This window comes from uncultured Roseobacter sp., assembly GCF_947491795.1.
Taxonomy (GTDB): Bacteria; Pseudomonadota; Alphaproteobacteria; order Rhodobacterales; family Rhodobacteraceae; genus Roseobacter.
The window spans coordinates 127,467-154,345 of record NZ_CANLKW010000005.1; the positions used below are offsets into that span (position 1 = coordinate 127,467).

General features: G+C 60.9%; 27 protein-coding genes. 14 read left to right on the top strand and 13 right to left on the bottom strand.

The features are described 5' to 3' along the window. Window positions 1–71: 71 nt before the first annotated feature. Window positions 72–1,433 carry a 3-phosphoshikimate 1-carboxyvinyltransferase gene (gene aroA / locus Q1A34_RS18495; RefSeq protein ID WP_300037917.1) on the top strand — a complete coding sequence of 454 codons (1,362 nt, stop codon included), beginning with the start codon at window positions 72–74 and terminating at the stop codon, window positions 1,431–1,433. 5 nt (window positions 1,434–1,438) lie between these two features. Continuing rightward, a complete protein-coding gene (cmk, locus tag Q1A34_RS18500) occupies window positions 1,439–2,056 on the top strand; it encodes a (d)CMP kinase (protein ID WP_300037920.1) in 618 nt (205 codons plus the stop codon). Here the strand turns inward: cmk and Q1A34_RS18505 are convergent. Beyond that, complete coding sequence (locus Q1A34_RS18505; RefSeq protein ID WP_300037923.1) at window positions 2,053–2,661, bottom strand: cyclic nucleotide-binding domain-containing protein; 609 nt, start codon at window positions 2,659–2,661, stop codon at window positions 2,053–2,055. The genes cmk and Q1A34_RS18505 overlap by 4 nt on opposite strands. A gap of 231 nt (window positions 2,662–2,892) precedes the next feature. On the opposite strand from Q1A34_RS18505, the gene Q1A34_RS18510 reads away from it, so the two are divergent. Beyond that, window positions 2,893–3,444: a hypothetical protein gene (locus tag Q1A34_RS18510; protein WP_300037925.1), complete on the top strand. Its 552-nt coding sequence runs from the start codon at window positions 2,893–2,895 to the stop codon at window positions 3,442–3,444. Between the two features lie 8 nt (window positions 3,445–3,452). On the opposite strand, the gene Q1A34_RS18515 is transcribed toward Q1A34_RS18510, so the two are convergent. Further along, complete coding sequence (locus tag Q1A34_RS18515; protein WP_300037928.1) at window positions 3,453–3,884, bottom strand: BLUF domain-containing protein; 432 nt, start codon at window positions 3,882–3,884, stop codon at window positions 3,453–3,455. Window positions 3,885–4,250: 366 nt separating this feature from the next. Between Q1A34_RS18515 and rpsA the strand changes: the two genes are divergently transcribed. Next, window positions 4,251–5,924, top strand: coding sequence for a 30S ribosomal protein S1 (rpsA, locus tag Q1A34_RS18520; protein WP_300037931.1), 1,674 nt, complete (start codon window positions 4,251–4,253; stop codon window positions 5,922–5,924). Window positions 5,925–5,998: 74 nt separating this feature from the next. Here rpsA and Q1A34_RS18525 read toward each other — a convergent pair whose 3' ends face one another. Then, a complete protein-coding gene (locus Q1A34_RS18525) occupies window positions 5,999–6,583 on the bottom strand; it encodes a chemotaxis protein CheB (protein WP_300037934.1) in 585 nt (194 codons plus the stop codon). A 353-nt stretch (window positions 6,584–6,936) separates the two neighbouring features. Between Q1A34_RS18525 and ihfB the strand changes: the two genes are divergently transcribed. The 5 genes from ihfB to trpB all read left to right on the top strand — a co-directional run bounded on the left by ihfB (window position 6,937) and on the right by trpB (window position 9,929). After that, window positions 6,937–7,221, top strand: coding sequence for an integration host factor subunit beta (gene ihfB / locus Q1A34_RS18530; protein WP_298838941.1), 285 nt, complete (start codon window positions 6,937–6,939; stop codon window positions 7,219–7,221). Then, window positions 7,221–7,571 (top strand): LapA family protein, encoded by a 351-nt coding sequence (locus tag Q1A34_RS18535; RefSeq protein ID WP_300037937.1) that lies wholly within the window; start codon window positions 7,221–7,223, stop codon window positions 7,569–7,571. The genes ihfB and Q1A34_RS18535 overlap by 1 nt, the downstream gene beginning before the upstream one ends. A gap of 53 nt (window positions 7,572–7,624) precedes the next feature. Further along, window positions 7,625–8,284, top strand: coding sequence for a phosphoribosylanthranilate isomerase (locus Q1A34_RS18540; protein ID WP_300037940.1), 660 nt, complete (start codon window positions 7,625–7,627; stop codon window positions 8,282–8,284). A gap of 92 nt (window positions 8,285–8,376) precedes the next feature. After that, the gene (locus Q1A34_RS18545; protein WP_300037943.1) at window positions 8,377–8,556 is read left to right on the top strand and encodes a hypothetical protein; all 180 of its coding nucleotides are present in this window, start codon (window positions 8,377–8,379) and stop codon (window positions 8,554–8,556) included. Between the two features lie 140 nt (window positions 8,557–8,696). Then, window positions 8,697–9,929 (top strand): tryptophan synthase subunit beta, encoded by a 1,233-nt coding sequence (gene trpB, locus Q1A34_RS18550; protein WP_300037946.1) that lies wholly within the window; start codon window positions 8,697–8,699, stop codon window positions 9,927–9,929. Window positions 9,930–10,224: 295 nt separating this feature from the next. Here trpB and Q1A34_RS18555 read toward each other — a convergent pair whose 3' ends face one another. The 5 genes from Q1A34_RS18555 to Q1A34_RS18575 all read right to left on the bottom strand — a co-directional run bounded on the left by Q1A34_RS18555 (window position 10,225) and on the right by Q1A34_RS18575 (window position 14,309). Next, window positions 10,225–10,599 (bottom strand): DUF2237 domain-containing protein, encoded by a 375-nt coding sequence (locus tag Q1A34_RS18555; protein WP_300037949.1) that lies wholly within the window; start codon window positions 10,597–10,599, stop codon window positions 10,225–10,227. A gap of 10 nt (window positions 10,600–10,609) precedes the next feature. Further along, window positions 10,610–11,773, bottom strand: coding sequence for a serine hydrolase (locus Q1A34_RS18560; protein ID WP_300037952.1), 1,164 nt, complete (start codon window positions 11,771–11,773; stop codon window positions 10,610–10,612). Window positions 11,774–11,790: 17 nt separating this feature from the next. After that, complete coding sequence (locus Q1A34_RS18565; RefSeq protein WP_300037955.1) at window positions 11,791–12,828, bottom strand: DUF2332 family protein; 1,038 nt, start codon at window positions 12,826–12,828, stop codon at window positions 11,791–11,793. Then, on the bottom strand, window positions 12,825–13,556 hold the full coding sequence (pth, locus tag Q1A34_RS18570) for an aminoacyl-tRNA hydrolase (RefSeq protein ID WP_300037958.1): 732 nt from the start codon (window positions 13,554–13,556) through the stop codon (window positions 12,825–12,827). The genes Q1A34_RS18565 and pth overlap by 4 nt, the downstream gene beginning before the upstream one ends. A gap of 105 nt (window positions 13,557–13,661) precedes the next feature. Beyond that, window positions 13,662–14,309 carry a 50S ribosomal protein L25/general stress protein Ctc gene (locus Q1A34_RS18575; RefSeq protein ID WP_300037961.1) on the bottom strand — a complete coding sequence of 216 codons (648 nt, stop codon included), beginning with the start codon at window positions 14,307–14,309 and terminating at the stop codon, window positions 13,662–13,664. Between the two features lie 147 nt (window positions 14,310–14,456). Between Q1A34_RS18575 and Q1A34_RS18580 the strand changes: the two genes are divergently transcribed. Further along, window positions 14,457–15,629: an MFS transporter gene (locus tag Q1A34_RS18580; RefSeq protein ID WP_300037964.1), complete on the top strand. Its 1,173-nt coding sequence runs from the start codon at window positions 14,457–14,459 to the stop codon at window positions 15,627–15,629. 116 nt (window positions 15,630–15,745) lie between these two features. Here the strand turns inward: Q1A34_RS18580 and Q1A34_RS18585 are convergent, their stop codons facing one another. Continuing rightward, a complete protein-coding gene (locus Q1A34_RS18585) occupies window positions 15,746–16,912 on the bottom strand; it encodes an alpha-hydroxy acid oxidase (RefSeq protein ID WP_300037967.1) in 1,167 nt (388 codons plus the stop codon). Between the two features lie 135 nt (window positions 16,913–17,047). On the opposite strand from Q1A34_RS18585, the gene Q1A34_RS18590 reads away from it, so the two are divergent. Beyond that, window positions 17,048–18,154: a twin-arginine translocation pathway signal protein gene (locus Q1A34_RS18590; RefSeq protein ID WP_300037970.1), complete on the top strand. Its 1,107-nt coding sequence runs from the start codon at window positions 17,048–17,050 to the stop codon at window positions 18,152–18,154. Next, window positions 18,147–18,620 (top strand): MarR family transcriptional regulator, encoded by a 474-nt coding sequence (locus Q1A34_RS18595; RefSeq protein WP_300037973.1) that lies wholly within the window; start codon window positions 18,147–18,149, stop codon window positions 18,618–18,620. The genes Q1A34_RS18590 and Q1A34_RS18595 overlap by 8 nt, the downstream gene beginning before the upstream one ends. Here Q1A34_RS18595 and trpA read toward each other — a convergent pair. Beyond that, window positions 18,612–19,403: a tryptophan synthase subunit alpha gene (gene trpA, locus Q1A34_RS18600; RefSeq protein ID WP_300037975.1), complete on the bottom strand. Its 792-nt coding sequence runs from the start codon at window positions 19,401–19,403 to the stop codon at window positions 18,612–18,614. The two genes, Q1A34_RS18595 and trpA, sit on opposite strands and share 9 nt — an antisense overlap. A 157-nt stretch (window positions 19,404–19,560) precedes the next feature. Between trpA and Q1A34_RS18605 the strand changes: the two genes are divergently transcribed. Beyond that, the gene (locus Q1A34_RS18605; RefSeq protein ID WP_300037977.1) at window positions 19,561–19,752 is read left to right on the top strand and encodes a hypothetical protein; all 192 of its coding nucleotides are present in this window, start codon (window positions 19,561–19,563) and stop codon (window positions 19,750–19,752) included. Window positions 19,753–19,811: 59 nt separating this feature from the next. Continuing rightward, window positions 19,812–20,909: a redox-regulated ATPase YchF gene (ychF, locus tag Q1A34_RS18610; RefSeq protein ID WP_300037980.1), complete on the top strand. Its 1,098-nt coding sequence runs from the start codon at window positions 19,812–19,814 to the stop codon at window positions 20,907–20,909. Window positions 20,910–21,177: 268 nt separating this feature from the next. On the opposite strand, the gene Q1A34_RS18615 is transcribed toward ychF, so the two are convergent. From Q1A34_RS18615 to Q1A34_RS18625, 3 genes are all read right to left on the bottom strand, one after another. Then, window positions 21,178–23,949, bottom strand: coding sequence for a HAMP domain-containing methyl-accepting chemotaxis protein (locus Q1A34_RS18615; RefSeq protein WP_300037983.1), 2,772 nt, complete (start codon window positions 23,947–23,949; stop codon window positions 21,178–21,180). A gap of 93 nt (window positions 23,950–24,042) precedes the next feature. Continuing rightward, complete coding sequence (locus Q1A34_RS18620; RefSeq protein ID WP_300037986.1) at window positions 24,043–25,197, bottom strand: ABC transporter substrate-binding protein; 1,155 nt, start codon at window positions 25,195–25,197, stop codon at window positions 24,043–24,045. A 437-nt stretch (window positions 25,198–25,634) separates the two neighbouring features. Next, window positions 25,635–26,840, bottom strand: a complete 1,206-nt coding sequence (locus tag Q1A34_RS18625) for a pyridoxal phosphate-dependent aminotransferase (protein ID WP_300037989.1) — start codon at window positions 26,838–26,840, stop codon at window positions 25,635–25,637. Between the last annotated feature and the right edge of the window lie 39 nt (window positions 26,841–26,879).

Here is a 26,879-nt window from a genome sequence, read left to right on the forward strand (position 1 = left end):
ACGGGCTGGACCCTGCGGAACCGAGGCGCTAAGCCACCCAGGAAACACGACCCACAAGCGGAAACCTGATCATGTCCAGCCACGGCGCCCCCATCCCGATGACCTCACGCCCCTGCGGCCCGCTGAAGGGGGAGGCGCGCGTGCCCGGGGATAAATCGATCTCGCACCGGTCGCTGATCCTGGGGGCGATGTGCATCGGCGAGACGGAAATCACCGGTTTGCTGGAAGGGCAGGATGTGCTCGACACTGCGCGGGCCATGCGGGCCTTTGGTGCGGAAGTGACAGATCATGGCGGTGGCACCTGGACAGTGTCCGGGGTGGGCACGGGCGGCTTTGCCGAGCCGGAACAGGTCATCGACTGCGGCAATTCAGGCACCGGTGTGCGGCTGATCATGGGCGCAATGGCGACCTGCGATATCTCGGCGACCTTTACAGGCGATGCCTCGCTCAACGGGCGACCGATGGCGCGCGTGACCGATCCGCTGGACCTTTTCGGCACCCGGGCGTACGGACGTTCGGGAGGGCGGCTGCCGATGACGGTCGTTGGCGCAGCAGACCCGGTGCCGGTTGAATATACCGTGCCTGTGCCATCCGCCCAGGTAAAGTCTGCCGTCCTGCTGGCGGGCCTGAATGCGCCGGGCCAGACCGTTGTGACAGAGACCGAGGCGACACGGGATCACACGGAGCGTATGCTGGCCGGGTTCGGTGCGGAGATCGCGACCGAAGTAACCGATGCCGGGCGGGTCATCACGCTGACCGGTCAGCCGGAGCTGAAAGCCCAGAAAATTGCCGTACCGCGTGATCCGTCGTCAGCGGCCTTTCCTGTCTGTGCGGCGCTGATCGTGCCTGGCTCGGATGTTCTGGTGCCGGGCATCGGCCTCAATCCGACGCGCGCGGGGCTTTTTACCACGCTGCGCGACATGGGGGCTGATCTGAGCTATGAAAACGAACGGATCGAGGGCGGTGAGCCCGTGGCCGATCTGCGCGCACGTTTCTCGCCGGACCTGAAGGGCATCGAGGTGCCCGAGGACCGGGCGGCCAGTATGATCGACGAATATCCGGTGCTGTCGGTGGTTGCGGCTTTTGCCAGCGGCGAAACTGTCATGCGCGGTGTCCGGGAACTTCGGGTCAAGGAAAGCGACCGTATCGACGCGATGGCCACGGGTCTGCGCGCGAACGGCATCACTGTGGAAGACGGGCCGGACTGGTGGATTGTCACGGGTCTGGGGCATGGCAACGTGCCGGGCGGTGCGGTGTGTGCCAGCCACCTGGATCACCGCATCGCGATGTCGTTCCTCATCCTGGGCATGGCGGCAACAAAACCGGTCAGCGTGGATGACGGCGGGCCGATTGCGACGTCCTTCCCGGTGTTTGAGCCCCTGATGACAGACCTTGGCGCACAGCTGGTCCGCGACAACCAACCCTCGGGCTGAGCCGCGTGACTGAGCCCTTCACCATCGCTATCGACGGACCGGCAGCGGCCGGTAAGGGGACGATCTCGCGTGCTGTGGCCGCGCATTTCAACTGCGCGCATCTGGACACCGGGCTGCTCTACCGCGCAGTCGGTGCCAAAATGCTGCTGGGCCAGGACCCGGCGGATGCGGCGCGTGGCCTGACGGCGGCAGATACCCAGGGGGCCGGTCTGCGCTCGCCAGAGGTCGCTCAGGCCGCCAGCCGGGTGGCCGTGCTGCCAGAGGTGCGCGCGGCGCTGCTGGACTTTCAGCGCAGCTTTGCCCGGCGCGCAGGGGGGGCCGTGCTGGACGGGCGCGACATTGGCACGGTGATCTGCCCCCAGGCAGAGGTGAAGCTTTTCGTGACGGCCAGCGCAGAAGTGCGGGCGCAAAGACGGTATGCTGAGCTGGTGGCCGGGGGGAGCGAAGTCAGCCCTGCACAGGTGCTGGCCGATGTCCGCGAGCGTGACGCCCGCGACCGGGACCGGGCTGCCGCCCCGCTGAAACCCGCGCCGGATGCTGTGACAATCGATACCTCGGACATGACGATCGACCAGGCCGTCACCCGGGCCATCGGGGCCGTGGAGCGGGCGCGAACAGGCTAGACCTGTCCGCTGCGTTCGGCGTTTGCAGCAATGATCTTGCGCCGCAGATCGCGCGCAATACCAACATCCAGCGCGCCGGACACCTGCGGGTCGGTATCCTGCAGAACCCGCAGTTTCTCGGACGAGATAATCCAGTAGTGCGAGGGCTCGGCGACGATGGCGGTGGCCGATGCCGGTTCCTCGGCCAGAATGGACATTTCTCCGACGAAATTGCCCGGACCACAGGTGCCCACCAGAACATCCGAGCACAGAATATCAACGCGGCCCGTGACCAGATAGACCACATAGGGCACCGGATCGCCTTCGGTCGTCAGAACCGTTCCCGGGGCGCCGTCGACCCACCGGCCAAGATTGAGCAGGCGTTTGGCATCTTTTTTTGACACGCCGCGCAGGCGGGAGGAAACGAATTTTTGCTCGTAGGGGGTAAACCTGACCCGCCTTTCGCTGAACCACTCGCGCGAGATCTGCACGATATTGACCAGCACCAGCAGGGATTCCCAGAACACGCCAACGGGGTCTTTGAGCCAGATCGTATCATAGGCAATTGCCACAAATGCAGAGGCGATCACCAGAATCCGAAGATAGGTAATGGATCGCATCAACATCGAAACCACAAGCAGCAGATAGGACAGATGTCCGACCAGACCGCCGGTGGAAAAGGCGGATTCTACAGTAAGTTCCAGATATTGCCCCCTTTTCTCTGCCCGGTGACCATAACGCGGGTTCCCTGCCAGCGCCAGCGCCCTGAAGGTGTTTCAGTCCGTTCACCAAAGGGTGCATGGATAATGAAACGCCGGCGGCCTAGCTTTGGGGGTAACTCTTTGAGGATGCCCACGATGAAGAAACTGCTGATCACACTGACCCTGGTCCTTGGCGCAACTGCCCTGACGGCACAGGAGGCCACGCCGCCGTCTGATCCGCCCCAACAGGCCGCAGAGCCGCCGATGACGCTGTCGCGTCTGGCACAGATTATCCTGACGATTGATCCTGAGGCGCAGGCGCACGGACCGGCGATGGAATTCACGGTTCAGGACATACCGGTCATTGTCATTGCGGATGTGCGCGCGGACAGAATGCGGGCGATGATCCCGATCCGCGCGGCCGACGGTCTGGAGCCGGAGGAACTGATGCGGCTGATGCAGGCCAATTTCGACAGTGCCCTGGATGCGCGTTATGCCGTGGCGCAGGGACGGCTCTGGGGGGTGTTCATCCATCCCCTGTCGCCGCTGGAGCAGGACCAGTTCCTGTCCGGTCTGGCGCAGACGGTGAATGTGGCGCGCACCTATGGCCAGACCTATTCGGGGGGCGCCAATATCTTTGGTGGCGGCGATTCCAATGGCATCTATCAGAATCTGCTGGACACACTGCGCCAGGGCCAAGAGCTGTAAAACGCCATTCAGGCCACGCTGTAGCGGTGCTGGAGCAGTGAAGCGTTTGTGGACAGGAGGCTGATCAGTTCAAACGGATCGGTTTCGACGAGTTCCCGGGTGCTGGAACAGGTTTTTCCGAGCAGGTCAGAGAGGGTCAGCGTGGTACTTTCCACCAGCGCCATGTCCCAACCGTCAAAGAAACGCCGTTCGGAAGGGCCATAGGACAGGATCGAAAAATCCCGGTGCAGGGCGTTCCGGCGTATTTTGTCCACTGTCACACCAAGCTCAAAGGCGGGCCCTTCGAGGTACTGCAGAACAACCCTGTCTTCGATGTGCAGAAAGCCGGTGATATCATGAAGGTGATTGTTGCGCTGGCTGACGTCGAGCAGCGCATTCAGCGACCTGTACCCCATGTCGCTGTTGAATTCTGACGCATACAGCACGTAATTCAGCTGCATATATCTTCCCCTTGTGCGCACAGAAATGCGGCACGCGTCGTTTGTGTCAAGTGTTTCTCGCAGAATGTGATCGGTCGCAGGGGGCTGGTTGCCCCCCCGCGCGCGGGCTTTCGCATGATCCCGGCAGACCCCGAAAGGCGTGCCCGGGTGCCGGCAACGGACTGCCGGAACAGCGCATAAAGGCTTGCAGACCGCAGCATTTGCGCCTATACGCGCCCTCGTCAAGGCGGGGAAAACACCGTGAGCATGAGCAGGGTCGGTTCAGCCGGCCCTTCTTTGTTCCTTGCCGAGACCAACTGAAACCCCAAAGACCGGCGGAGACAACCGCACGGCCGGAAACAAACCAAGTTAGGAAAACGACGCCACATGGCAAATCTGATGGATGAGTTTGAAGCACTCTTAGAAGAAAGCTTCGAAATGGACACGCCCGAAGAAGGGTCCGTTGTCAAAGGCAAGGTCATCGCAATTGAAGCGGGCCAGGCTATTATCGACGTAGGCTACAAAATGGAAGGCCGCGTTGAACTGAAAGAATTCGCTGATCCGGGCGAAGCTCCCAAAATCGAAGTCGGCGACGAGGTAGAGGTGTTCCTCCGCCAGGTCGAAAGCTCGCGTGGCGAAGCTGTCATTTCGCGCGAAATGGCGCGCCGTGAAGAAGCATGGGACCGTCTGGAAAAAGCATATGCAGACGAAGAGCGCGTCGAAGGCGCAATCTTTGGCCGCGTCAAAGGTGGTTTCACTGTCGATCTTGGCGGTGCCGTGGCCTTCCTTCCCGGCTCTCAGGTCGATGTGCGCCCTGTGCGCGATGCGGGCCCGCTGATGGGTCTCAAGCAGCCGTTCCAGATCCTGAAAATGGACCGTCGCCGGGGGAACATCGTTGTGTCGCGCCGTGCGATCCTTGAAGAATCCCGTGCCGAACAGCGCGCCGAGGTTATCGGCAACCTGACCGAAGGCCAGACGGTCGACGGTGTGGTCAAGAACATCACCGAATACGGTGCGTTTGTTGACCTGGGCGGTGTTGACGGCCTGCTGCACGTCACAGACATGGCATGGCGCCGGGTGAACCACCCGTCCGAGATCCTGTCGATCGGCGAGACGATCAAGGTGCAGGTCATCAAGATCAACAAAGAGACACACCGTATCAGCCTTGGCATGAAGCAGCTGCAGGAAGATCCGTGGGATCTGGTGGCCGCGAAATACCCGCTGGAATCCACACACACAGGCCGCGTGACCAACATCACGGATTACGGTGCCTTTGTTGAGCTGGAAGCCGGTGTTGAGGGCCTTGTGCACGTCTCTGAGATGTCCTGGACCAAAAAGAACGTCCACCCGGGCAAGATCGTGTCGACCTCTCAGGAAGTCGAAGTCATGGTTCTGGAAATCGACGGTGCCAAGCGCCGCGTGTCCCTGGGCCTGAAACAGACCATGCGCAACCCATGGGAAGTGTTTGCAGAAACACACCCCGAGGGCACAGAGGTCGAAGGCGAAGTCAAAAACATCACCGAGTTCGGTCTGTTTGTTGGCCTCGACGGCGACATCGACGGTATGGTGCACCTGAGCGACCTGAGCTGGGACGAACGTGGCGAGGAAGCCATCCAGAACTACCGCAAAGGCGACATGGTTCAGGCGGTTGTCTCTGAGGTTGACGTCGAGAAGGAGCGCATCTCGCTCTCCATCAAAGCGGTTGGCGGCGACAAGTTTGCAGAAGCGGTTGGCGGCGTGAAGCGCGGCTCCATCGTAACCGTGAACGTCACAGCCATCGAAGATGGCGGCATCGAAGTGGAATACGAGGGCATGAAGTCCTTTATCCGCCGCTCCGATCTGTCGCGTGACCGTGCCGAGCAGCGCCCCGAGCGTTTCTCTGTCGGTGACAAGGTCGACGTCCGCATCACAAACGTGGACAGCAAAGCCCGTCGTCTGGGCGTGTCGATCAAGGCGCGCGAGATTGCAGAAGAGAAAGAGGCCGTGGAGCAGTACGGCTCCTCCGACTCCGGTGCATCGCTGGGCGATATCCTGGGTGCCGCGCTGAAGGGCGACGAATAAGTTCCCTCCGGGCACTTCCCGAAATCAGAAAGCCCTGCGTCATGCGGGGCTTTTTTTTGTGCCGGGTTGCCGGTTCAGGCGGGTTCGGAGCTGGTAGTGCCGACGGCTTTGGCGATCCACTCCCCCAACCCTTCTGCGGACAGGATCTTTTTAGGATGATCGGACAGAATGACATTGCGCGGCATGCCTTCAAATGTCGCGTCATCGGGGTTTTGCACAACCGTCCGCCCGCCCATGTCATAGATGACCTGTGCGCCCCGTGTGCCGTCGTTCATGGTGCCTGACAGCACCACAGCAATTGCCCTGTCTTTGTATTCGGCGGCCAGCGTCATAAAGAGCGCGTCGATAGAGGGCCGGAACCCTGAATTGCGCACGGGTTCGGACAGCCTGACGCGGCCATCGCGGAAAAACGCATGTGTCGCGCCCGGTACGATGTAGATCTGCCCGGGCACCAGGGTCTCTGCGTCCTCCAGCCGCTTGATTTTGAGCGGGCACTGGATTTTCAGAATTTCCGTCAGTTGCGAGGCCGGTTTGCTGTGCATCGCGATGACAATCGGTGCGTTCAGATGTTCCGGCAGTGTCGTCAGCAGCGCGCGGATCGCTTTGAGACCTCCTGCCGACGCGCCGATCGCCACGACAAATCCATCTTTGTGTTCCATTGAAATGCGCCTCCATCCGGGGTTCTGCAACCCTAGGGAGAAGTATGCCCTGGCGCAAGGAAAGTCGTCAAAGGCGGTCGCCGGGCTCGCGGCAGGCGCGTTACGGACAGACAGCCTGCGGGCTGCAAAGGTCCCGAATCATTCACTGCCGCTGCATTGCGGCGTCACAGCCGGAGGGGCAAACAGAGGCCATCTGTCACAAGTCAAGATGAAAAACTGCGCAAATACAGGGTGTTCTGGCGGAAAAAACCGGCCGATGCCTAAATGGCTGACTTTCCGTGGCGCGTTAATTTTTCTATAGTTTGATCAACGGTCGGCAGAATGCCGTCAGAAAAATCCCGGGGGGTGATGCAATGATACGGTCTGAGCTGATTCAAAAGATCGCGGACGAAAATCCACATCTGTACCAGCGTGACGTAGAGCGCATCGTGAACACCATCTTTGAGGAAGTGACCGGCGCGATGTCACGCGGCGACCGCGTTGAGCTGCGCGGCTTTGGCGCCTTCTCTGTCAAAAAGCGTGACGCGCGTGTCGGGCGCAACCCGCGCACGGGGGCCACTGTCCATGTCGAGGAAAAACATGTGCCGTTTTTCAAAACCGGTAAACTGCTGCGTGATCGTCTGAACGGGAAAGCCTGATGCGTTATATCCGCTATGCCTGCATTGCTGTTTTCGGCGCGGCGCTGATTGCCGTCGCCATTGCAAACCGTGGCATGGTTTCACTGCAACTGATCCCGGCCGAAGTGGCGGGCTGGTTTGCGGTGAACCCACAGATCGAGCTGCCGCTCTTTCTCGTGATCTTTGGCGGGATCGTTGTTGGCCTGCTGGTCGGCTTTGTGTGGGAGTGGATCCGCGAGCATACCCAGCGCGCAGAGGCCGCGCGTCAGGCGCGGGAACTGCGCCGGCTGCAGCGCGAGGTCAGCAAGCTCAGGAGCGAAAAGCACGAGGGCAAGGACGAGGTGCTGGCGCTGCTGGAACAGACCGGCTGATTGCGCGGCCTATTCCGGTTGCAGGTGACCGGGCACTGTGATCAACACATCAGATGATGTCAGAAACTGCCGTAAAAATCTGTGGCCTGTCCCGGCCCGAACATGTCGAGGCCGCCGCCCGGTCAGGGGCTGCATATTGCGGCTTTGTGTTTTTTCCGAAATCCCCCAGACATGTTGAAATCGGACCCGCCCGTGATCTGGCGACGCTGGCGCCTGCGGGCCTGGCCAAGGTTGCGCTGGTCGTAGATGCGGACAACAGCTTTCTGGACACCCTGACAGAGAACGTGCCGCTGGACATGCTCCAGCTGCATGGGCGCGAGACACCGGCGCGGGTGGCCGAGATCAGGGCGCGCTATGGATTGCCCGTTATGAAAGCCATCGGCATTGCCAAAAGCGCGGATCTGGTAGCCATCGATACCTATTCGGCTGTGGCAGATCAGTTGCTGATCGATGCGCGGCCCCCGGAGGATGCAGAACTGCCGGGGGGAAATGGTCTGGCCTTTGACTGGCGGCTGCTGGCGGATCGTAAATACTGGATCCGGCCCTGGATGCTGGCGGGCGGGCTGACCCCGGACAATGTCGCAGAGGCCATGCGTCTGACCGGTGCGCGTCAGGTCGATGTGTCATCAGGCGTGGAGCGTGCACCGGGCGAAAAAGACGCAGAGCTGATCAGAAAATTTGTGTCGGCGGCACAAAAAGTGCCGGCCCCGTAATCCAGTTCACATACCGGCCACCCTCTGGCGGTTAGAACCAAAGTACAGACAGAGTTCTGTGATTTGTGTTCAGCCAGTTAGGGAGCGGTACGATGACTTTCAGAACAACCATAGCAGTTGCGGCTATTCTGGTGGCCGGTCTTGGCTTTGTGACGGGGCTGCTGTCCGATCAGGGGCCGGACGCGGAATCCGCCGCCGGGCAGAGCATTATCCTGCAGTTTGCGGACCGTGCCGAAAACGCAGGCAAAGCTGCAGAGCCCGTCGCCGAGTAAGGCGCAGCTGGCACCCGCAGCCCCGGCGCCTGTCCCCGCCGGGACGCGCGGAAACGCCGCCCCCCGGACCCGGCAAAACGCCTTGTTTCCTGTGCCCGCGCACGGTAGGCAGAACGCCAGAAATCGGGAGCAGGTGCGCCATGGCGAATGATCTTTTCAACTCTTTTATGACCGGTCCGGACGAGCAGGGCCGCTTTGGGGATTTTGGTGGACGGTTTGTCTCTGAGACGCTGATGCCGCTGATCCTGGAGCTGGAAGAGCAGTATGAAAGAGCCAAGACGGACGACAGTTTCTGGGCAGAGATGAATGACCTCTGGACGCACTATGTCGGGCGTCCCAGCCCGCTCTATTTTGCCGAGCGGCTGACGGAAAAGCTTGGTGGTGCAAAGGTTTATATGAAGCGCGATGAGCTCAACCACACCGGCGCGCACAAGATCAACAACGTACTGGGCCAGATCATTCTGGCCCGCCGCATGGGCAAGACCCGCATCATCGCGGAAACCGGTGCGGGCCAGCACGGTGTGGCCACGGCTACGGTTTGCGCCAAATTCGGGCTGAAATGCATTGTTTACATGGGCGCGCATGACGTTGAGCGCCAGGCGCCCAATGTGTTCCGCATGCGCCTGCTGGGGGCGGAGGTTGTTCCCGTGACCTCGGGGCGTGGGACGCTCAAGGACGCGATGAATGACGCGCTGCGCGACTGGGTGACCAATGTGCGTGATACGTTTTACTGCATCGGCACGGTGGCGGGCCCGCATCCCTATCCGGCGATGGTGCGCGATTTTCAGGCGATCATCGGCAAGGAAGTGCGCGAGCAGATGACCGCTGCAGAGGGGCGTTTCCCGGACACGGTGATTGCGGCCATTGGCGGCGGCTCCAACGCGATGGGGCTTTTCTATCCCTTCCTTGATGACAAGGAGGTCGGCATTATCGGTGTCGAGGCCGGTGGCAAGGGCGTGAACGAAAAAATGGAGCATTGTGCGTCGCTTACAGGTGGGCGTCCGGGCGTGCTGCATGGCAATCGCACCTATCTGCTCCAGGATGACGATGGTCAGATCCTCGAAGGGTTCTCGATCTCGGCGGGGCTGGATTATCCGGGCATCGGGCCGGAACACGCCTGGCTGCACGAGATCGGCCGGGCGCAGTATGTGGCGATCACCGACCGCGAGGCGCTGGAGGCGTTCCAGCTGTGCTGTGAGCTGGAAGGGATCATCCCGGCGCTGGAGCCGAGCCATGCCCTGGCCCATGTCATGAAGATCGCGCCGGACCTGCCCAAAGACCACATCATCTGCATGAACATGTGCGGGCGGGGCGACAAAGACATCTTTACCGTGGCCAAAGCGCTGGGGTTTGAGATGGGTGAATTTGCCTGAACCGGATCATGGTGCGCCCATCTGAACGATTCGTCTGAGCGACCTTGCCTGGCCTGCGCCGGGAGAGGTTAACCCGGCGTGCGCCGGGCCCGTGTCGGTCTTTGGGGCCCCGGGGCGGAATGTGGCCCCCGCAGCCCTTGAAAATATGGAAAATCCGCTGTCGGTATCGCGTCGGTAAAACGTCGGTATTACGTCGGTTCGCAGCGTACGGTCCGGGCCGTTTGCCCGGTTTAATGCGGCGTGCGCGGTGTAAAGGTTGACGATGTCTGAACGGCGGGGCGCTGCACGGGCCGGGCTATTCTGACAGGGCGTGTGCAGTCAGAACCGACAGCGGCACCACTTCGAGCGCGCGCTGGTGGGTCGCGGTGAGGTTGACGGCAGGGGCGCAGCCCTCGTCATAGGCCTGCATGAACCGGCCCGCACACAGACACCAGGGATCGCCCGGTTTCAGACCGGTAAAGCCAAATTCGGGGCGCGGGGTGCTGAGATCGTTGCCGACGTATTTGGAGAAGGCGAGGAATTCTGCCGTCATGACGGCGCAGACCGTGTGACTGCCCTGGTCCGCGGCACAGGTGTTGCAGCTGCCATCGCGGAAAAACCCGGTCAGCGGGTCGGTGCCACAGACGGTCAGGTCCGTGCCCAGTACGTTGATGCTCTCATCTGGCTCCATCGGGTCCTCCTCAGCGGGTGTCGGCGATTGCGCGAAAGAGCTCCAGGTTTTCGCGCTGGACGGCGCGGTCCTGAAACGGCGGATCGGCGGCTGTCAGCACGATAACCACCCCCGCTGGTTCATTGATGTAGAGGTATTGTCCGTAAACGCCACGTCCCATGTATTCGCGCGGGCGCGCATCGCGGGGCATCCACCACTGATAGCCATAGCCCATCTGGTCGGGATCGGTGGGGGCGGTGGCGGTTGTGGCGGTCACAATCCAGTCGGCAGGCACGATCTGCCGGCCCTGCCACTCACCCTGTTGCAGGTACATCTGGCCAAAGCGCGCATAGTCCCGCGTGGTCATGTTGATCCCGCCCAGAGCAAAGGCGACAGAGGTGCCATCGGTCAGGTAGTAGGGCGCGCGTTCGAGCCGGAGAGGCCGGACAATTTTTTCGGACATCAGATCGGGAAGCGAGCGCCCGGAGGCTGCGCGCAGCACCATGCCCAGCACATGGGTGTCGATGGAGGTGTATTTCCAGTCGCTGCCGGGCGGGGCAAAACGGTCCTGCAGACCGGCGGCAAAGCTGTCCATCTCGCCCCCCAGCGCCAGGATGCGGCCCATGCGGTTGATGTCGGAGTTCCTGTCCTTATAGTCCTCGTCAAAGGTGACGCCGGTGGCCATGTGCAGGACGTTCCGCACGGTGGCCCCGTCATAGGCCCCCCCTTTGAGCAGGGGCACCCAGTCTGTGACCTGCGCGTCGAGATCGGGCAGGGTGCCGTCGTGGTGCAGGATGCCGGTCAGGGCCGAGAGAAAGCTTTTGGACAGTGACCAGCCGATGCGCAGATCATTGGGGCCTGTGCCCAGATAATACTCCTCAAAAACCACAGCGCCGTCGCGCAGCACGAGCAGGGAGGTTACATGGCGGTCGCGCACAAAGCTGTCCAGGGTGGCGGGCATGGTGGCGGGCGTGCCCCGGGGCAGATCAGAAGGCGGCGCGTCGCCTTTCGGCACGGGCACATGCAGAAAGGCTGCATCCATGTTGGAGAAGTTCTGCACGATGCGGTCCGGGGCAAAGAGGGAATTGACGGCCATCAGCCGTTTGATCTCTTCGCGTTTCCACAGGCCTGTGGCGATGAGCGCCAGACAGAGCACCAGCAGGATACGACCCAGCCATTTTCCTATTCTGCGCATAGTGGTGCCGTTCCTTATTAAGGGTGTTGCCAGCGGATCCAGCGGCCGTGGAAATCCGCCCGGCCCAGAAAGACTGTTTGATCGCCGGGCCAGAGGCGCAGGGTCAGTGCGGCACCGATGGCCCCTTTGGTGTCGCCGTCGCTTTCCATCGAGAGCCAGGCGAGCGGGCGTTCGGGTGTGGCCCGGGCCCCTGCGGTTTCGATCAGGGCCTGGCCGCGTTTTTGAGCAGGCTGCGGGAAATACTGCCAGGCGACCGTGTGCTGGACGAGGTGCAGATGACCGGTGGGGGCCGTATCCAGCCGCGTTGCCAGCCAGTCGATGGCATCGGCGCGGTCGATGGGCGCGTCCATCACCGAGGCCGCCGCCCGTGTCAGGGCCAGGCGGTCGGGCTGGTCGGGCCAGAGATAGGCCGTCAGACGCAGCAGATCCGCATCGCTGCGCGGATCAAGCGGGTTGAGATCGACACCCGCGCGGGACGCGATGCGGGGCCGGTGCTGCGGTGGCAGCGGGCCGTCCCAGTCGGGTGTCAGGGTGAGGACGGGGGCATCCGGGCCGGTGGTGTGGCCCGGCAGTGCGAGTGCGTAGTGGTCCCACATCAGGTTCAGACCACCGCTGGCGCCCGGTTCTGACAGGTGCACGGGCAGGTCGGCGTGCTGTGCGGCAACGGCGGCACCGGCAATCAGGGCAGCAGAGCGGCGTACCTCGTTGGTCTGGGGCGGGCTGTCTGTCCAGTCGAGCAGAAAGGCCTCGTGGGTGTGCAGCGCCTGCAGCACAGCCGCACGCAGCCTGTCGTCGCCGCACTGGTGCGGGGGGTAGACCGCCGCCAGCTCCGGTGCCTGGCCGGTGAGCACCAGCGCATGCAGACCGCCCGCCGTGCGCAGGGGCAGGGAGTGGCCGGCGGGGCCGATGTCACCGGTGAAGGTGTCAAATTTGCGCGCCAGAGCGGTGTCTGTGGGCCAGGCCTGTGCGAGCAGGTTCAGCAGGCGGCCCATAAAGGGCGAGCCGAGCCGTTCGCAGCTGATAGCCTGATGGGCGAAAGCCTCCTGCAGGCTCACCGGAACCGGTCCAGCAGTTTCTGCATGGCCGTTCTGTCGTCGGGTGCGGGCGTGTCCGGGGCTGCTGCCCGGGGCTGTGCGGGTTTGTCTATGGCGGCGGGTTTGGCGGGTTTTGCAGCTTTTGCAGCGGCGGGTTTCTGGTTTCCGGTGCCGGAGCGCGGCGGGGCTGTGCGCAGCGCCACGGCGTTGAGGAATTTGTCCGGGGCTCCGGCGGCCAGCCAGGCGGCGCCGTCGCTGATGCCGCGAAGCACATCATCGAGCCAGTCCTGGTCTGCTTTGGCAAAATCGCTGAGCACATAGGAGGGCACGCGGTCCTTGTGACCGGGGTGCCCGACCCCCAGCCGCACACGGGCATAGTCGGGGCCGATATGCGCATGCACAGAACGCAGGCCATTGTGCCCGGCGTGCCCGCCGCCCACCTTGTGTTTCACCTTGCCGGGGGCGAGGTCGATCTCGTCATGCAGCACCACGACATCCCCGGGCGTCAGCTTGTAAAACCGCATGGCCGCCTGCACCGACTGGCCGGAGTTGTTCATGAAGGTTTCGGGCTTGAGCAGCACCGCGCGATCAGAGCCGAAACGCGCCTCGGTCAGACTGCCCTGATGTTTGCCCTTCCAGGGGCCAAAGCCGTGATCCGCCGCGATGCGGTCCAATGCCATGAACCCGATATTATGCCTGTTTCCCGCGTATCTGGCCCCCGGGTTGCCCAGGCCGACGATGAGTTTCACGCTGTCTGCTCCCTGATATTGCAGCGCAGCATAACACCGGGTCTGCAGAAACGAAATACGGGGCCGCAAGGGGCCCCGTATCCGTCATTCCCGTGATGGGAAATCTTATTCTTCTGCGTCGGCTTCCGCCTCGGGTGCATCGCCCTCTTCGCCGTCTTCGTCGTCCTCGTCGGCGGACGTGAGACCAGCAGGTGCAGAGAGCTGGGCAATGACAAAGTCACGGTCAATCGTCGGTTTTGCCCCTGCGGGCAGGTCAACCGAGGAGATCGTGATGTTGTCGCCGATTTCCATTTCCGAGATGTCGATTGTGATGTGATCGGGGATATCGCCCGCTGTCACAACCAGTTCGACTTCCGGACGGATCAGCGTCAGCACGCCGCCCTTTTTCAGGCCGGGAGCCACATCGTCGCCCACAACCTCAACCGCGATGAAGAGGTTGATTTTTGTGGTACGCTTGAGGCGCATGAAATCGATGTGCGTCGGCAGATCCTTGACCACGTGACGCTGCACGTCGCGGCAGATCACGCGGACGTCGTCATGTCCTTCGACCTTCATGTTGAACAGGGTCGACTTGAACCGACCTGCACGCAGCTTTTTGATCAGCACGTTAAAGGGGATGTTGATCGGAAGCGGGTCCGTGTCACCACCAAAAACAATACCAGGAACCATGCCATCGCGGCGTGCCTGACGAGCGGCGCCCTTGCCTGTCCCCGTCCGTTCCTGAGCGACAAGATCCGGAATTTCTCCAGCCATTGATACTCTCCAATAAATAAGGGCGGGGCTCCTCCAAGGCTGTAGCCCCGCGTGAAGCCGCGCGTATAGACCGGAATCGGTGCCTTGGAAAGAGGTTTTTGCGCTGGCCCTGCTTGCGGGCGACACGGCCCCGTGCGAGGGGTGCGCATGGGCATTCTGAACGATCTCCGGGTCTCGCGCAAACCACTCGCCGGCTTTCTGGTCATTGGCGGGGCGTGGGCTGCGTTTTTCGCCCAGATGCCGGTGATCAAGGCGGCCATCGGTGCATCCGACGGTGTCTACGGCACGCTGGTACTCTTCTCCTCAATGGGGGCGCTGGCGGCGATGTGGCTGGCGCCGCTGGCCGACCGGCTGATGGGCCGATGGGCACTGCCCGGCTCGTCACTGCTGGTGGCGGGCGGCATGGCCGCTGCGGGTGCGGCGGCGGGGCCGATGGCCTTTGTGCTGGGGCTGTTGCTGGCGGCTGTCGGATCGGGTGTGGTGGATGTGCTGGTCAATGTGCGTGTGTCCGAAAAAGAGGAACAGCTGGGCCGCCCCCTGATGAACCTGAACCACGCGATGTACTCTTTTACATACGCGGGTGCCGCCCTGCTGACCGGGGTGCTGCGCGAGCTGGCATGGACACCGCTGCAGATTTTCACCGCTTTTTTCTGCATCGTGGTGGTGCTGGCCGCTGTGATGCTGGAGCGGCGGGCCGTGGGTCTTGCAGACAAAAGCGACGCGGTGCCGGATACGGTGCTGCCCGCCCGTCTGGTCTGGCTGGGTGGCGGCATGGTGATGGTGGCCTTTCTGGTCGAGGCCTCATCAGAGGGCTGGTCAACGCTGCATCTGGAACGCACGCTGGGCGGTGGCCCGGCAGAGGGTGCGATGGGGCCGGCGATCCTGGGCCTGACCATGGGGATCGGGCGTCTGGCCGGGCATCTGTTGTCGGACCGTCTGCCAGAGCTGAAGCTGATGGTTGTGGCCTGTCTGGCGGCGGCGGCTGGTCTGGTCATTGCCGGTGCCGCGCCGGGGCTTTTTGTCGCCTATTTCGGGTTTGGCCTGACCGGCCTTGGGGTGTCTGTCATTGCCCCGCTGACGCTGGCGCTGGTGGGACGGGTGGTGCCCCCAAAGGCCAGGCTTGCGGCCATCAGCCGGGTGTCGGTGCTGGGGTACGGGGCGTTTTTCATGGGGCCGCCGCTGATGGGGCTGACATCCGAGCTGCTGGGCCTGCGCGCCGGGTTTATCCTGGTGGGCGGGATCATGGTTCTGGCGGCCCTGGCCCTGGTGCCCGCGCTGGGGCGCACGGTCATGTCCCGGCAGGAAGCAGGCCGCGTCTGAGGTATCTGCGGGCGCTCCGCCTGGTCATTCCGCCCGCGCGGCGCGCAGCGGGTCAGAGGGCCGGGCCCGCCATTGTGGCGTTATGACCACCCGGCGCCGTGTGGGTTTGTGACCGGTCAGCTCTGCCAGCGTCCTTCAAACTCTTCGGGAACCAGCAGGTTATGACGGCCCAGGCGGTTCACATCGGTCTCGCCGCAGAGCGCCATCGTCGTGTCCAGTTCCTTTTGAATGATCTCCAGGGCTTTGGTCACGCCAGGCTGGCCCATGGCCCCCAGACCGTAGATGAAGGCACGCCCGATGTACGTGCCCTTTGCGCCCATCGCGAGGGCCTTGAGCACGTCCTGGCCGGAGCGGATACCACTGTCGAGATGCACTTCGATCTGGTCGCCCACCGCCTCGAGGATTGAGGGCAGGGCACGGATGGAGCTGAGTGCGCCGTCCAGCTGACGGCCACCATGGTTGGAAACCACAATGGCATCGGCACCCACCTTAAGCGCCATTTTTGCGTCATCTGCATCCAGAATACCCTTGAGAATGACCTTGCCGCCCCATTCCTCTTTGATCTTGGCGACCTTGTCCCAGTCGAGCGACGGATCAAAGGATTCCGCAGCCCAGGTGCTGAGGGATTTGGGGTCGGAGATCCCCTGCACATGCCCCACGATATTGCCAAACTCGCGCCGTTTCGCGCTGAGCATTTCGATGCCCCAGGCCCATTTGGTCGCCAGATTGGCCATGGTCTTCAGGGTCAGTTTCGGCGGCGCAGACAGGCCGTTTTTCAGGTCCTTGTGACGCTGACCCAGGATCTGCAGATCAAGCGTGATCACCAGTGCTGAACAGTTCGCGTCCTTTGCCCGCTGGATCAGGCGGGAGACGTAGTCGGTGTCGCGCATCATATAAAGCTGGAACCAGAAGGGTTTGCCGGTGAAACCCGCCACGTCCTCGATGGAGTTGATGGACATGGTGCTGAGTGTGAAGGGCACGCCGAATTTTTCCGCAGCCCGCGCGGCTTTCATTTCGCCGTCGGCGTGCTGCATGCCGGTGATGCCCACCGGGGCGAGCGCCACGGGCATCGCCACCTCCTCGCCGATCATGGTGCCAGCGGTGGTCCTGCCTGTCATGTCTACCGCCACACGCTGGCGCAGCCGTATCTGGTCAAAATCGGATGTGTTTTCGCGGAACGTCTGTTCCGTCCAGCTGCCGGATTCTGTGTAGTCAAAGAACATGCGCGGGACGCGCCGCTCATAAATACGCTTGAGATCATTGATGTTTGTGATGACGGGCATGGGTTTTCTCACTTTGGTTAGTTTTCATTACCAATTTCAGCGCGGGCCATCAACTCGGAAATCAGAGCAGAAAATTCTTGAATGGTGCGATATTGTACTATATTGGTGCGATATTGTACTAATAGGAGATCCAAGATGACTTTGTCCCGAAGAAAAGTTCTGTCCCTTGTCGGTGGCGGTGCCATTGTCGCGGCAGCCATTCCCGCTGCGGCCTTTCTGAACACGCGCACACCACAGGCCGCTGTCGCACCCTGGCAGCTTGCCGGCAGCTATGCCGATCCGCGCAAAAACGCGCTGAGCTTTGCGCTGCTGGCGCCGAACCCACACAACCTGCAACCCTGGAAAGTTGAGCTGGTGGGGGAGGACACGGTTCTGCTGTGGCAGGACACAGACAAACGGCTGCCGGAAACCGACCCCTTTGACCGGCAGATCATCATAGGGCTGGGCTGCTTTCTGGAACAGATGGTGCTGGCGGCAGGGGGTGCGGGTTACAGCGCGGATGTCAGCCTCTGGCCGGACGGGGAAGAAGGCCCGGTCGCGCGCGCGGTTTTTGCGCAGGGCGGGGCGGCAGACCCTCTTGCGGCACATATGCTGGCGCGTCGGTCCTGCAAAGAACCCTTTGAAGCGCGCGCACTGGCGGCCGATGCCGTGGCAGCATTAAGCGAATATGCCGGGATCATCACGGATGCCAGGCAGGTCGTGCAGCTGAAATCCCTGACCTGGGACGCCTGGGTGACAGAGATGGAGACGCCCCGGACGCTGATGGAATCGGTTGATCTGATGCGTTTTGGCAAAGCAGAGATCAACGCCAGCCCGGATGGCATCGATCTGGGCGGACCCTTTCTGGAGACCCTGATGCTGGCCGGTGTGGTCAGCCGCAAGGTGCAGGCTGACCCGGACAGCCGCGGGTTTCAGGAGGGTGTGAAAATCTACAACGAAATGTTGTTTGCCACGCCGGCTTATGCGGTTCTGACCAGTTCGGACAACAGCCGCGAGGCGCAGATCGGTGCCGGGCGCGCCTGGCTGCGCCTGAACCTGAAATGCACAGCACTCGGGCTGTCGCTGCATCCGGTCAGCCAGTGTCTGCAGGAATACCCCGAGATGAGCGCGCATTACGACCGGGCGCATAAACTGCTGGCCGCACCCGGCGAGACAGTTCAAATGCTCGGGCGGGTGGGCTATGGTCCGGGCGTGGCGCCGTCGCCGCGCTGGCCGCTGGAGGCAAAACTGTTGAATGGCTGACGATCCCGTCGCGCTCTGTTTCGAGGTTTTCAACGAAATAGGGATTATCGAACAACTGAGCAGGTCGCTGCTTGAGGCGCGTCTGCCAGACGGTCTGATCGCGCCGCATTTCGGTGTGATCAGTCATCTGGTGCGCCGCGGCGACGGGCGCACGCCGATAGAGATGGCCCGCGCGTTTCAGGTGCCCAAGACCAGCATGACCCATACGGTCAAAGGGCTGGAGGCGCATGGCCTGGTGGAGGTGCGGCCAAACCCGGATGACGGGCGGTCCAAGCGGGTCTGGCTGACCCCGGCGGGACGTGCGTTTCGCGATCAGACCATCCGCGCTTTGGCGCCTGATCTGGAGCGTCTTTCGAAAGGTGTCGATGTGGCGGACCTGGTGGGCATGTTGCCTGCCCTGCGGGCGCTGCGCGCCTTTCTGGATGCGGACCGTGACCGGCCTGGCACCCCCGATCCGTCAGGCTGAATGCGCCCCGTCTGCGAGGGTACGCACAAAATCCAGCACATCGGCCGTGCTGTCACCGGCAGCAATGCGGCTCACAATGGCCGAGCCCACGACGACCCCGTCCGCCACACTGGCAATTGAGCGCGATTTTTCCGGTGTATTCACACCAAAGCCCACAATGACGGGCAGCCCGCTGGCCTCGCGGATGCGTTTGACCTCGGGGCCCACATCGCCCGCCTGAGCCTCTGCCGCGCCGGTGATCCCGGTGATGGACACATAATACACAAAACCCGAGGTGTTCCGGACAACACGCGGCAGCCTTTTGTCATCTGTGGTCGGTGTGGCAAGACGGATAAAGTTCAGCCCGGCTTTTTGCGCAGGCAGGCAGAGCTCAGCGTCTTCTTCGGGCGGCAGATCAACAACAATCAGACCGTCAATTCCGGCGCTGACGGCCTCTTTCAGAAAGTCATCCACACCGTGGCTGTAGATCGGGTTGTAATAGCCCATCAGAACGATCGGCGTTACCTGGTCGCTTTCCCGGAAGGCGCGGGCGAGATCGAGCGTGCGCCTGAGGGTCATACCGCCTTCGAGCGCGCGCTGGCCTGCCAGCTGGATCGTCGGGCCGTCGGCCATCGGATCGGTGAAGGGCAGGCCCAGTTCGATGACATCCACGCCGGCGGCGGGCAGGCCGCGCACAATCTCCAGCGAGGTGTCAAAATCCGGGTCCCCGGCCATCACATAGGAGACGAATGCTTTTTTCCCTGCTCGGGACAGCTCGGCAAACTTGGCGTCGATACGGGTCATTTTCTGCGGCCTTCTGGAAATCTCTGGTCCCGAATGCCCAAATCAGCCCGGGAAATCAATGCATCAAAACCGGTGTCCGGCGCGCTCCGCCCTGCCCACGGGTAAAAAAATCCGGATTTCCCCTCTACGCGGGCCGGATGGTGATTATATGGGGTTCATGAATTACCTTCTTGCCATACTGCTTCCGCCGCTTTCGATTCTGCTGACCGGGCGCCCGATCATCGCAATCCTGGTGTTTATCATCTGGATCCCCGCCCTGTTCTTTTCAGGCGGGCTGACCCATCCGATGTTCATTCTCCTGGCCTGGGCGCTGATCTTTCATGCCCGTGAGGACCGGCGCGGACGATGAGACTTGTCTTGAGCGGGCGCAGGTCATAAGGACTTGCGCCAGCAACAAAGGACATCGTCATGGGTTTCAAAATGGGTATCGTGGGGCTGCCGAATGTCGGTAAATCCACATTGTTCAACGCGCTGACGCGGACCGCGGCGGCGCAGGCGGCCAATTTTCCGTTTTGTACCATTGAGCCCAACGTTGGTGAGGTGGCCGTGCCGGACGACCGGCTCGACCGGCTGGCCGAGATCGCCTCGTCCCGTCAGATTATTCCCACACGCATGACTTTTGTGGATATTGCCGGGCTCGTCAAAGGCGCGTCCAAAGGGGAGGGGCTGGGCAACCAGTTTCTGGCCAATATCCGTGAAGTTGACGCCATCGCGCATGTCCTGCGGTGTTTTGAGGACGGCGATGTTACCCATGTGGAGGGCAAGGTCGACCCCGTGGCAGACGCCGAAACAATCGACACAGAGCTGATGCTGGCCGATATCGAGAGCATTGAAAAGCGTCTCCAGAACATTGTGCGCAAAGTGCGCGGTGGCGACAAAGAAGCGGTGCAGCAGGAACGGCTTCTCCGGATGGCGCTGGACGTGCTGGAGCAGGGCAAGCCTGCGCGGGTCGTTGAGGTGGATCCGGAGGATGAGCGGGCCTGGAAAATGCTGCAGCTGCTGACCACCAAACCGGTGCTTTATGTGTGCAATGTGGATGAGGCAGAAGCCGCCGGGGGCAATGCACTTTCCGCCCGTGTAGCGGAAATGGCCGCGGCACAGGGAAACTCCCATGTGATTATTTCGGCCAGGATCGAAGAAGAAATCAGCCAGCTGGAACCCGATGAAGCCGGGATGTTTCTGGAAGAGATGGGGTTGTCAGAGGCGGGTCTCGATCGTCTGATCCGCGCGGGCTATGAATTGTTGCATCTTGAGACCTATTTTACGGTTGGGCCCAAGGAAGCACGTGCATGGACCATCCGGGAAGGAACGACGGCGCCAAAGGCCGCCGGCGTGATCCATGGCGATTTTGAAAAAGGGTTTATCCGGGCTGAGACGGTTGCATACGATGATTTCGTCACCCTTGGAGGCGAGAGTGCCGCGCGCGAAGCAGGCAAGCTGCGTGCAGAGGGGAAGTCTTATGTGGTGCGGGACGGCGACGTTCTGCATTTCCTGTTTAACACCTGAGGTGCCTGGTCGGTGTATTAGTGCGCTGATTGTCTGCTCATAGGCGGTCGTTTTTTGGGCGGGGCCCATGCTCCCGCATCATCTTGTGCACTGTAGCCGCGACCAGCGAGGCCCGCGCAGGACCGGATCAAAGGTCTGGCTGATCTCTCATTCAGTCATGCGTTTCTTTTTGCTGCCTGGTCCCGCCGCCGTCGTCACCCGGACACTTTGTGATCACTCCGGAGGCGGTGCTTTTGACAAACGGGAACTCTTTACAAATGCGGATGGTTCACGCGACTTCATCGTCCTGATGGTCGTGCGCCTTCGGGTTCGCCGTTTCATTCGCAACGCGGAAACTGGAGATTGTTCTGGACAGTTGAGACGCTTCCCCGGTCAGGGACTGGCTGGCAGCGGTCGTTTGCTCAAACATGGCAGCGTTTTGCTGCGTGCCACGGTCAAGCGCTTCCACGGCTGTGTTGATCTCAGCAATCCCGCCTGACTGCTCGGAAGCAGAGAGCGCGATGTCAGAAACATTCCGGGATACATCTGTGATGCCTTTCAGAATAGTGCCCAGTGCGTCCTTTGTTTTGTCGATCAGGGTGACACCGTTCTCAACATGCCCGGCAGACGCCGATATCAGCTCGTTGATCTGAAGCGCCGCTTCCGAGCAACGATGTGCCAGGATACGAACTTCAGAGGCCACCACAGCAAACCCTCTGCCTGCATCTCCCGCCCGTGCGGCTTCGACGCCTGCGTTCAGAGCCAGAAGATTGGTTTGGAACGCAATTGAATCAATGACTTCTACGATTTTGGCGATTTCTCCCGAAGAGTTTTCAATCTCACTCATTGCCGTGACGGCATCCTGCATGATGGTTTCGCTGTTTTCAGCATCGGCGCGCACTTTCTCCACTGTGCCGGACGCATCCGTGGCACCTTTTGCTGCCGAGGACACACTGCTTGTCAGTTCGTTGAGGGCCGCTGCCGTCTCCTCCAGGGTCGCGGCAGAGTTTTCTGTGCGACGGGACAGATCAACGGCAGAAGCGGCGATTTCAGCGCTGCTTGTGTCGATTGTCCCGGCGCTTTCGCCGATGCGGCGGATCAGGTCGGCGAGATTTTCGACAGCCAGATTGTAGTCATCTTTAAGTGCGGCATATTTCCCGGGGAATTCTGCATTGATGAAGTGTGTGAGGTCTCCGGAAGACAGCTTTTGCAAGCCCGAAGCCAGTTCGCCGACAACGGTTTCCTGTTCCCGTGCGCGTTCTTCCCGCTCGGCCTCGGCGACTTTTCTGCTCGCCTCTTCCCGCGCCTGTTCCGCTTTTTCGCGTTCCCGGGCTTCGCGCTCGCGCTCAGCTTCAGCGATGCGCTCTTTTTCCTCGGCTTCACGCTGTGCCAGTTCTGCTTTGCGCTCCGCTTCCCGCATTTCGGCCTCGCGTTTCTTTTCTTCTTCCTGCAGCTGAATGCGTTCGAGAGCACCGGTACGGAAGACTTCAAGAGCTTTAGCCAGCCGCCCGATTTCTCCGCGGTAGCGTGACGCGTTTTCAATTTCAGAAAGATCGCCACCCGCCAGACGTTCGGTGATCGCTGTAACCCGGTTCAGCGGGCGTGTGACCATCAGCCAGATGAGGACGGGGGCCAGCAGAACGATCGCTGCACTCAGCAGGCCGATTGTCTCAAGCTGCGACCGAGCTGACAGGACTTCGCCGTTCAACTGTTCTGCGGTTGCTTCGATCTGTTTTTTGGAGGCCTGAGAGTATTCGCTCACGGTCACTGCGATATCGCGTACGGCTTCAGCTGCAATTCCTGTTGCTTCGGCGGCACTCGCCTGAGCGTCAAAGGCTGCGGCTCTAATTGACACGATACCTGTTTCAGTATCGGCAATTTGCAGAATGTCCTGGAGAGGTGCGGTGATCTCGGCGTCAACACCTTCCATCGCTTCTGACAGGCGCTGACCGGCCAGATCGAGCATATCCGCGCGCTGGGCCAGTTCCATGGCGTCGCGCGAAAGTGCCGCCTGCATGGCCATCGCGAAAAAAGACTGTGCGGCTGAATCAACAGCTGCCTGAGCACGGATGCGCGCGACCTGGTCATCAAGCAGAGACTGAATTGCCTCGGAGTTGTTCGTTTTGGCGTCGTCGCTGTTGATCACCAGTTCGAAATAGATGTCGTCCAGAGAGGACGAGAGTGCCGCATCAATCTCCTGTCTGGTGGAGAGGATATCAGACGGGCGCATCGCACCACGGGCTCCGTTCAGCGCTTTGCTGAACTGCGTTTGCGACATACTGACGGTTGTCGCAACGTCTTCTGTGGAGGCGGACGCAGCAAGCACAGGCAGAAGTGCTGTCAGTCTGTTGTCTGCGGCACTGCCGAGATCCTGCAAAATAGAACGGATGGCGGTATCGCGCGTCTGAGTCATGCCAAGTGCCAGCCCCGAAATCAGATTGACCTCAGCGCGGACAGCGAGCGTCGACTGATAGAGCGCAAAGTCAGCCTCGATCAGGTCGGTCAGCGTGTCATCAATTGCCGTAATCGTTTCTTCACCGCCAATCGTCAGATCAAAAAAGGCATTGTCAGATGCTTCCGCGAGCAGACCGGTTGCCACGGTCGCCTGCCCGAGGGCTTCTTCAACGGCGCTGGCGACACCGTCTGAACTCTGGAACTGGGCCGTCCTTGCAGCAGTCAGGTTCGTCAGTGCCGCTTCAACAGTGTCAATTTTTGCAATCAACGCCTCGCGTTTTTCCGGCCCGAAAGCTTCTGCGGCAGATCGGATATCTTTCATGATGAGCGCAGTTTTGAAACTCAGCGATTCCAGATCTTCGGGCTCGTCAGCAACCAGAAGGTCAGACAAAACGCCCCGTAAACGATCTGCCACTGAAACAACCCGCGCGCTGTCCGTCAGCTCTGGCAGTCGTTCCTCTGAGAGAACAGCCATATTGGTTGCAATCGACTGAAACACAAACCAGCTCACGACAATTGCAGCGGTTGTCATTGTCGCGAGCGCGCCGAAAATCAATGCCAGGCGAACAAGTACTGAACCGAAAAGTCCGGAAATTGCGTTGATCATCTCGTGTTCTCTCTTGTTCCGGGGATGGCAGTTGGAAGTATTGTTAAGAGATACCGCCCGGGCGCGATGCCCGGACGGTGCCGTTTATCAGTGTCAGCTTCCGGGCGTCATCGCCGTGAAGGAGCCGTCCGTTTCAATGCGTGTCAGAAACACATCGTCCGAGCCCTGGTTGTCGCCGGGGCCAAACGTCATGGTCATGCCGCCAAAGTCGACTGTGCCCAGTGTGTTCATGGCATTCATGAAGCTGTCACGGGTCAGATCCGCACCGGCGTTGCGCAGGCCTTCGATGGTCAGGCGCCCGGCAACATAGCCTTCCAGAGAGACAAAGCCCGGCTCTGCTGCAGCATCATGCGCTGCCAGCGCTGCCTGATATTCGGCCACAATTGGGAGGTTGGCATCCCACGGCTGAGGAACCACCTGGCTGATGATGACGCCCTCGCCATCGGCACCGAGTTCCGCTGCAAGTGCTTTGGACCCGACAAAGGAAATGGTGACAAAAGTCGCATCCATTTTCATTTTGCGCGACAGTTTGATGAATTCCGCCAGTGGCTTGTACGCGCCCACCATGACAACGGCCTGTGGTTTGGCTTTGCGGATTTCCAGCAGGGCGGATTTCACCGCGACTGTGTTGCGCGTATAAGTGCCCTCGGCAACGAGGGACATGCCGCGTGCTTCCAGTGCTTTGGTCACACCGGACAGGCCGACGCGACCAAACCCGTCATCCTGGTAAAGGATCGCGATATCTGTCAGGCCCTCGACGTCAACCAGATGGTCAATCCAGGCCTGTGTTTCGGCATCATAGGTGGCCCGCACGTTTACGACATTGGACAGCTCAGGCGCGCGCAGGAAGCCGGCACCGGTAAAAGGCGCAATCATCGGCATACCGGCCTCGGTTGCGATAGGCTGCGTGGCCTTGGTTGTGGGTGTGCCCACAGGACCGACCAGGGCAAGGTAATCGCCACTGGCGATGACATCGCGTACTTCGTTCACGGAGCGGTCGGGTTCATAGCCGTCATCAATGCTTGTCAGGGAAATCATGCGGCCATTGATGCCGCCTGCTCGGTTCGCTTCCTCGAATGCGGCAAGCATACCCTGGCGCATGCCTGTGCCCAGAGCAGCGGCCGGGCCTTCCATGGCGGCAACCTGTGCGAGGTTGATGGTGTCGTCAGTGACACCCTGTTCGGCCGCAAGCGGTGCGGCGGCGCAGAGTACGGCGGCCATCGCCGTCATTCTGGTGAGATGAAACATTGCTGATTTCCCGGTTTGTTAAAACTGGGACACTCTGGACACCAAAACGTTCAACAAAGATTTAACCGGAGCCTTTGCTGTTATGCCTTTTCATTTCTTCCGGAGCGCGTTCGGCGTGCAGAACCGTCACATGGTTTGTGCCATAGGAAAAAAATGCCGAATAATTTCAGTGTATTGATATGCGCTTCGCCCGGCTCAAAGGGGGCGGGTGCCTGTACCCGTCATGAATTTCTGACAGTTTTAGCTTAGATGTAACGGGGCCGTGGCGGACAAAGCTGAAGAGATTTCAGCTCTTATTCAGTGATCCACCGATTCTTGCGGGCAATTAAGCACTCCAACCGTACCAAAGGTCGCACATGGCCCGCACCAGAGAAACACGTGCGCGTTGCGGGACGTCTGGCGTGATCTTTGACTGCGCCCGGCGTGTGGTCAGCCCGTCAGCCCGTCAGCCCGGCGCAGAATTTCTGAATGCGGGTGCAGGCTTCGCGGAGCGCGTCATCCGATGTGGCATAGCTGACCCGGAAATTGGGGCTCAGGCCAAAGGCCGCGCCAAAGACGACGGCCACGCCGGTTTCCTCCAGCAGTGCTGTTGCAAAGGCCTCGTCATCTGCGATCAGGGTTCCGGCAGCCGAGGTTTTGCCGATCAGACCCGCGATGGACGGATAGACGTAAAACGCGCCTTCTGGTTTCGGACAGGTGATGCCATTGATGGCATTGAGCATCTCTACAACCAGATTGCGACGGCGGGTGAACATCTCGTTGTTCGGCGCGATATAGTCCTGAGTACCGTTCAGTGCCTCAACCGCGGCCCACTGGCTGATTGTGCAGGGGTTCGAAGTACTCTGCGACTGTATTTTGCGCATTGCAGCGATCAGTTTTTCCGGACCTGCCGCGTAGCCGATGCGCCAGCCTGTCATGGCATAGGCCTTGGACACCCCGTTGACGGTCAGCGTCCGGTCATAAAGACCCGGTTCAACCTCGGCAGGGGTGCAGAATTCAAAATCGTCGTAGGCCAGGTGTTCATACATGTCGTCGGTCATAACCCAGACATGAGGGTGACGCATAAGAACATCCGTCAGGGCCCTGAGTTCGGCCCGGGTGTAGCCTGCGCCCGTCGGATTGCTGGGGGAGTTAAAGATGAACCATTTGGTTTTCGGCGTGATGGCGGCTTCCAGCGCTTCGGGGCTCAGCTTGAAATCCTGCTCCAGTGTCGCGGGCGCAATTACAGGTTCCCCGCCAGCCAGAAGAACCATATCCGGGTAACTGACCCAGTAAGGTGCCGGAATAACAACTTCTTCTCCAGGGTTCAGGGTCGCCATCAGGGCGTTGTAAAGGATTTGTTTACCACCTGTCCCCACACTGACCTGCGAGGGAGTGTAGGTCAGACCGTTGTCGCGCCTGAATTTGTCGCAGATCGCCTGTTTCAGTTCTGGAATTCCGTCCACAGCGGTATATTTGGTTTTGCCAGAGGCAATCGCCGCGATGGCGGCGTCCTTGATGTTCTGAGGGGTGTCGAAATCCGGCTCGCCCGCACCAAGACCTATGATATCGTGACCCGCCGCCCGCAGCTCGCCGGCTTTGGTTGTCACGGCAATGGTCGGAGACGGTTTGACACGTGCAAGTGTCGCAGAAAGCAATTCCATATCGGCCTCTGGTTGATAGAACTGAGGCGCATTGTTAGG

Coding starts and splice junctions, on each gene's coding strand:
- Q1A34_RS18580 (WP_300037964.1), top strand. CDS start 14,457: ATGGGCATTCTGAACGATCTCCGGGTCTCGCGCAAACCACTCGCCGGC.
- Q1A34_RS18510 (WP_300037925.1), top strand. CDS start 2,893: ATGAAGAAACTGCTGATCACACTGACCCTGGTCCTTGGCGCAACTGCC.
- Q1A34_RS18595 (WP_300037973.1), top strand. CDS start 18,147: ATGGCTGACGATCCCGTCGCGCTCTGTTTCGAGGTTTTCAACGAAATA.
- Q1A34_RS18575 (WP_300037961.1), bottom strand. CDS start 14,309: ATGGCTGGAGAAATTCCGGATCTTGTCGCTCAGGAACGGACGGGGACA.
- Q1A34_RS18540 (WP_300037940.1), top strand. CDS start 7,625: ATGATGTCAGAAACTGCCGTAAAAATCTGTGGCCTGTCCCGGCCCGAA.
- Q1A34_RS18555 (WP_300037949.1), bottom strand. CDS start 10,599: ATGGAGCCAGATGAGAGCATCAACGTACTGGGCACGGACCTGACCGTC.
- Q1A34_RS18590 (WP_300037970.1), top strand. CDS start 17,048: ATGACTTTGTCCCGAAGAAAAGTTCTGTCCCTTGTCGGTGGCGGTGCC.
- Q1A34_RS18625 (WP_300037989.1), bottom strand. CDS start 26,840: ATGGAATTGCTTTCTGCGACACTTGCACGTGTCAAACCGTCTCCGACC.
- Q1A34_RS18515 (WP_300037928.1), bottom strand. CDS start 3,884: ATGCAGCTGAATTACGTGCTGTATGCGTCAGAATTCAACAGCGACATG.
- Q1A34_RS18525 (WP_300037934.1), bottom strand. CDS start 6,583: ATGGAACACAAAGATGGATTTGTCGTGGCGATCGGCGCGTCGGCAGGA.
- aroA (WP_300037917.1), top strand. CDS start 72: ATGTCCAGCCACGGCGCCCCCATCCCGATGACCTCACGCCCCTGCGGC.
- Q1A34_RS18620 (WP_300037986.1), bottom strand. CDS start 25,197: ATGTTTCATCTCACCAGAATGACGGCGATGGCCGCCGTACTCTGCGCC.
- rpsA (WP_300037931.1), top strand. CDS start 4,251: ATGGCAAATCTGATGGATGAGTTTGAAGCACTCTTAGAAGAAAGCTTC.
- trpA (WP_300037975.1), bottom strand. CDS start 19,403: ATGACCCGTATCGACGCCAAGTTTGCCGAGCTGTCCCGAGCAGGGAAA.
- ychF (WP_300037980.1), top strand. CDS start 19,812: ATGGGTTTCAAAATGGGTATCGTGGGGCTGCCGAATGTCGGTAAATCC.
- Q1A34_RS18585 (WP_300037967.1), bottom strand. CDS start 16,912: ATGCCCGTCATCACAAACATCAATGATCTCAAGCGTATTTATGAGCGG.
- trpB (WP_300037946.1), top strand. CDS start 8,697: ATGGCGAATGATCTTTTCAACTCTTTTATGACCGGTCCGGACGAGCAG.
- Q1A34_RS18535 (WP_300037937.1), top strand. CDS start 7,221: ATGCGTTATATCCGCTATGCCTGCATTGCTGTTTTCGGCGCGGCGCTG.
- Q1A34_RS18545 (WP_300037943.1), top strand. CDS start 8,377: ATGACTTTCAGAACAACCATAGCAGTTGCGGCTATTCTGGTGGCCGGT.
- Q1A34_RS18505 (WP_300037923.1), bottom strand. CDS start 2,661: ATGTTGATGCGATCCATTACCTATCTTCGGATTCTGGTGATCGCCTCT.
- Q1A34_RS18605 (WP_300037977.1), top strand. CDS start 19,561: ATGAATTACCTTCTTGCCATACTGCTTCCGCCGCTTTCGATTCTGCTG.
- Q1A34_RS18615 (WP_300037983.1), bottom strand. CDS start 23,949: ATGATCAACGCAATTTCCGGACTTTTCGGTTCAGTACTTGTTCGCCTG.
- ihfB (WP_298838941.1), top strand. CDS start 6,937: ATGATACGGTCTGAGCTGATTCAAAAGATCGCGGACGAAAATCCACAT.
- Q1A34_RS18560 (WP_300037952.1), bottom strand. CDS start 11,773: ATGCGCAGAATAGGAAAATGGCTGGGTCGTATCCTGCTGGTGCTCTGT.